The 5,576-nt window shown below is 73.3% G+C and carries 1 protein-coding gene; it reads left to right on the top strand.

All coding sequences use genetic code 11. The features are described 5' to 3' along the window. Window positions 1-5,576: beta strand repeat-containing protein (locus EOE48_RS28320; RefSeq protein WP_127734212.1), on the top strand; the 5,576-nt coding region annotated here is incomplete at both ends.

Below are 5,576 nucleotides of genomic sequence, written 5' to 3'. Positions count from 1 at the left end.
CCGACGATCGCGACGCGGGGCGCGCGGATCGAGGCGTCGGGGGCGGGCGGCGGCGGGGTGGTGCGGCTCGGCGGCGGCCGGCAGGGCGCGGGCCGGCTGGCGCATGCCGAGCGGGTCACGGTCGATGCCGGGACGGTGATCCGGGCGGACGCCACCACGAAGGGCGCGGGCGGCGACGTGGTGGTGTGGTCGGACGTGCGCACGCAGTTTTCCGGGACGATCACGGCGCGGGGCGGGCGTGAGGGGGGGAACGGCGGCGAGGCGGAGGTGTCGTCGAAGGGGGTTCTGTCCTACGACGGCACGACGATCCTGACGGCGGCGAAGGGCCGGTTCGGCACGCTGCTGCTCGATCCGTACGACGTCACGATCTCGACGGCGGCCGACGCCAACCAGGCGGGCTTCACCGCCACCGGCAACGACTCGGTGATCGGCGCGGCGACGCTGCTCACCGCGCTGGGCTCGGCGAACGTCACGATCTCGACCGGAACGAGCGGGTCGCAGGCCGGCACGATCACGCTGGCCACCGGCACGCCGCTGTCGTGGAACACGGGGGCGACCCTGACGCTGCAGGCGGCCGGGGCGGTCACCCTGAACAGCGCCGTCACCGCGCAGGCCGGCGGGTTGACGATCGCGGCGGCCACCACCGCCACCGCCACGGCCGACCTGTCGGTGGCGCGCTTCACCCTGGCCTCGGGCGACTGGACCCAGAACGCCGCCACGCTGCCGGGGTTCGCCACGGCGGACTTCCGGGTGACGGGCGGTTCGTTCCTGCGCGCGGCGGGCGGAGCGGGCACGGCCGCCAGCCCGTACCGCCTGACCGACATCTACGGCGTGCAGGGCATGGGGACCTCGGCGGTGTACCGCGCGGCGCGCTACGGCCTCGCCAACGACGTGGACGCATCTGGCACGGTCGCCTGGAACGGCGGCCTCGGGTTCGTGCCGGTCGGCCAAGTTGCGGCCCAGTGGTTCATCGGCAGCCTGGACGGGGCGGGGCACACGATCACCGGGCTGACCATCGCCCGGCCGAGCCAGAGCAATGTCGGGCTGATCGGTTCCCTCGGTCCGGGAGGGAGCGTGAGCGGCCTCGGGCTGGTCGGCGCCAGCATCGCGGGCAACGATCTCGTTGGCGGCCTCGTCGGCAACAACAACGGCGGCACGGTGAGCCAGTCCTATGCCAGCGGCAGCGTCTCGGGCGGAGGCGACGTAGGCGGCCTCGTCGGCTACAACGACGTCAACGGCAGGGTGAGCCAGTCCTACGCCAGCGGCAGCGTCTCGGGCAACTCCTCCGTGGGCGGCCTCGTCGGGGCGAACTACGGCACGGTGAGCCAGTCCTACGCCAGCGGCAGTGTCTCGGGCTTCAACTCCGTGGGCGGCCTCGTCGGCTGGAACCGCCGCATGGTGAGCCAGTCCTACGCTAGCGGTAGCGTCTCGGGCCGTTCCGACGTGGGCGGCCTCGTCGGCGACAACGGCGGCTACGGCACGGTGACGGATGGATACTGGGATACGCAGACCACCGGGCGGGCCACCGGTGTCGGCACTGGCTCGTCCACCGGCGTCACCGGCCTGACCACCCCGCAGGCGCGCACCGCCTCGAGCTACGTCGGCTTCGACTTCGCCACCGTCTGGTACCAGGCCGGGGACCTGCGTCCGATCCTGCGCTCGGAGGCCGCTCCTGCCGACGCGAACCTCATCTTCCCGGTGTCGAACCTGCACCAGTTGCAGCTGATGGACGCCAACCTCACGGTCCGCTACCGGCTCACCGCCAACCTCGACGCCTCCGCCACGAACGCCACGGCCTCGTCCTCCGGGGTGTTCGGCGCGGGCGGGTTCGTGCCGGTCGGCACCGATACGGCCCCGTTCTACAGCCTGGACGGGGCGGGACACACGATCACCGGGCTGACCATCACACGGCCGAGCCAAGACAATGTCGGGTTGATCGGCTCTCTCGGCGGCACGGTGACGAACATCGGCCTGCTCGGCGGCGACGTGACCGGCTTCCGCTACGTCGGCACGCTGGTCGGCAGCAACCATGGCACGGTGAACAACGCCTATGCCAGCGGCAGCGTCTCGGGCTCCCTCGTGGGCGGCCTCGTCGGCAGCAACTACGGCAGAGTGAGCCAGTCCTACGCCAGCGGCAGCGTCTCGGGCTCGAATGTGGGCGGCCTCGTCGGCTTCAACGTCGGCACGGTGAGCCAGTCCTATGCCAGCGGCAGCGTCTCGGGCTCGAATGTGGGCGGCCTCGTCGGCTACAACTACAGCGGCGGCACGGTGACGAATGGATACTGGGACAAAGAGACCACCGGGCAGGCCAACGGTGTCGGCACCGGCTCGTCCGCCGGCGTCACCGGCCTGACCACCCCGCAGGCGCGCACCGCCTTGAGCTACGCCGGCTTCGACTTCGGCACCGTCTGGTACCAGGCCGGGGACCTGCGGCCGATCCTGCGCTCGGAGGCCGCTCCTGCCGACGCGAACGGCATCATCCCGGTGTCGAACCTGCACCAGTTGCAGTTGATGGGCGCCAACCTCGCGGGCCGCTACCGGCTCACCGCCGACCTCGACGCCTCCGCCACGAACGCCACGGACGCGTCCGCCGGGGTGTTCGGCGCGGGCGGGTTCGTACCGGTCGGCAGCAATGCGGCCCGGTTCGCCGGCAGCCTGGACGGGGCGGGGCACACGATCGCCGGGCTGACCATCGCCCGGCCGAGCCAGGACGCGGTCGGGCTGATCGGCTACCTCGGCACGGGTGGGAGCGTGAGCGGCCTCGGCCTCGTCGGTGGCAGCGTCGCGGGCCAAAAGTACGTGGGCGGCCTCGTCGGCGCCAACTCCGGCGGCACGGTGAGACAGTCCTACGCCAGCGGCAGCGTCTCGGGCGACTACTCGGGCGGCCTCGTCGGCTTCAACTACAACGGCGGCGCGGTGCGCCAATCCTACGCCAGCGGCAGGGTCTCGGGCGACTCCTCGGGCGGCCTCGTCGGCGCCAACGCCACCGGCACGGTGATCCAGTCCTACGCCAGCGGCAGCGTCTCGGGCTCCTCCTCCGGCGGCCTCGTCGGCTACAACACCGGCACGGTGACGACTGCGTACTGGGACACGCAGACCACCGGGCGTACGAACGACGTCGGCAGCGGCTCGTCCACCGGCGCCACCGGCCTGACCACTGTCCAGATGCAGGACCTCGCCAGCTTCCGAGCCACCTACGCCGGCTTCGACTTCGACACCGTCTGGGCGCCGCCGAACCAGGCCGGCCAGGGCGGCCAGGGCACCGCCTTCTACCCGCAGCTCTACAGCCTCTCGAACGTCGTCGCGGTCACGCCCACCAGCAGCCGCACCTACGGCAGCGGCAGCGCGCCGGTCGCCACCTATGCCGGCCTGCGCCCCGGCGACTTCGTGACGACGCTCGGCACTCTGAGCACCGGCGCCACCCAGACCTCGGATGTCGGCTCCTACGCCGTCACCGCCTCCGGCACCGCGGTCACGCGCCCGGCGGGCAACGCCACCCGCATCCTCTACGTCCCCGGCACGCTCGGCATCACCCCGGCGACGATCACCGTGGCGGGCGCGACCGGTGTGACCAAGACCTACGACGGGAGCACCGCCCTGCCGGGCGGCAGCCCCGGCTTCACCAGTTCGGGCGTCCTGTTCGGCGACGCCGTCACGGTCTCGGCCGGCAGTGCGCTCTACGACAACGCCAGCGCCGGCCTCCGCTCGGTGCTCGTCTCCGGCCTGTCGCTGGGCGGGGCCAAGGCGGGCAACTACAGGCTCTCGGCCTCCACCGTGACAGGCTCGGGCACGATCGATCGGGCCGACCTCGGTCTCGTCGGCATCACCGCCCTCGGCAAGACCTACGACGGCACCACCAGCGCCACGCTCGCCGGCACCGCGACGGTCACCCCGATCGGCAGCGACGTCGTCGCGGTGAGCGGCAGCGGCACCGGCGCCTTCGCCGACAAGAACGCCGGCACGGGCAAGCCGGTCACCGTCTCCGGCTACGCCTTGAGCGGCACGGATGCCGGCAACTACAATCTGGTGCTGCCCACCGGCCTGACCGCCAGCATCGCCAGGGCCCCCTTGGCCGTCACCGGCCTCTCCGCCCTCGGCAAGACCTACGACGGCACCACCGCCGCCACGCTTACCGGCACCGCGACGGTCACCCTGATCGGCAGCGACGTCGTCGCGGTGAGCGGCAGCGGCACCGGCTCCTTCGCCGACAAGAACGCCGGCACGGGCAAGCCGGTCACCGTCTCCGGCTACACCTTGAGCGGCACGGATGCCGGCAACTACAATCTGGTGCTGCCCACCGGCCTGACCGCCAGCATCGCCAGGGCCCCCTTGGCCGTCACCGGCCTCTCCGCCCTCGGCAAGACCTACGACGGCACCACCAGCGCCACGCTCGCCGGCATCGCGACGGTCACCCCGATCGGCAGCGACGTCGTCGCGGTGAGCGGCAGCGGCACCGGCGCCTTCGCCGACAAGAACGCCGGCATGGGCAAGCCGGTCACCGTCTCCGGCTACACCCTGAGCGGCACGGATGCCGGCAACTACGATCTGGTGCTGCCCACCGGCCTGACCGCCAGCATCGCCCAGGCCCCCCTGGCCGTCACCGGCCTCTCCGCCCTCGACAAGGTCTACGACGGCACCACCGCGCTGCCCGCCGGGGCGAGCGGCTACACGGTGACCGGCCTGCTCGCCGCCGACGCGGGCCGGGTCGCGGTCACGTCGGCCTCCGCGGCCTACGACGCCGCCGCGGCCGGCCCCCGCACGGTGCAGGTGTCGGGCCTGTCGCTCACCGGCGCCGGGGCGGGCAACTACGTGCTCGCGGCGACCACCGCCACCGGCTCGGGCACCATCGCCCCGCGTCCGGTGACGCTCGCGGGCACGCGGGTCTACGACGCCGGCACCGCCATCGCCGGCGGCCTGCTCACCGCCGGCAACCTCGTCGGCGCCGACGCCGTCACCGTGTCGGGCACCGGCACGCTCGCGGCCAGGGACGTCGGCACCCAGGCCCTCACCGGCCTGTCCGGCCTGACGCTGTCGAACCCGAACTACACGCTCGCCGGCGCCACCGGCGGGGTCACGATCACCCCCGCCACCCTGACCTACGCCGCCGACCCGGTCCGCCGGACCTACGGCGCCGCCAACCCGGCGCTCACCGGCACCATCACCGGCCTCCTCGGCGCCGACACCCTCGCCGAGGCCACCACCGGCACCGCCGCGTTCACGACCGGAGCCGGCCCGGGCAGCAACGTCGGGGGCTACGCGGTCGCCGGATCGGGGCTCGCGGCGCGCAACTACGTCTTCGCCCAGGCCGCCGGCAACGCCACCGCCCTCGGCATCGATCCGGCCCTCCTCGCCGTCACCGGCACGAAGACCTACGACGCCACCGCCGGCTTCGGCGCGGGCCAGCTCACGGTCACCGGCGGCGTCACCGGCGAGAGCGTCGCGCTGACCACCGGCTCCGCCACCGCCGCCTCGGCCGAGGCCGGCCTCCACGCCAGCACGAGCCTCACCGGCCTCGCCGTCGCGGTGACCGGCGGCAACGGGCTCGCCTCGAACTACGCCCTGCCGGCCGGCGCCGC

The sequence above is a fragment of the Methylobacterium oryzihabitans genome (genome assembly GCF_004004555.2).
Lineage (GTDB): Bacteria > Pseudomonadota > Alphaproteobacteria > Rhizobiales > Beijerinckiaceae > Methylobacterium > Methylobacterium oryzihabitans.
This window is presented reverse-complemented; position numbering and strand designations above follow the sequence as displayed.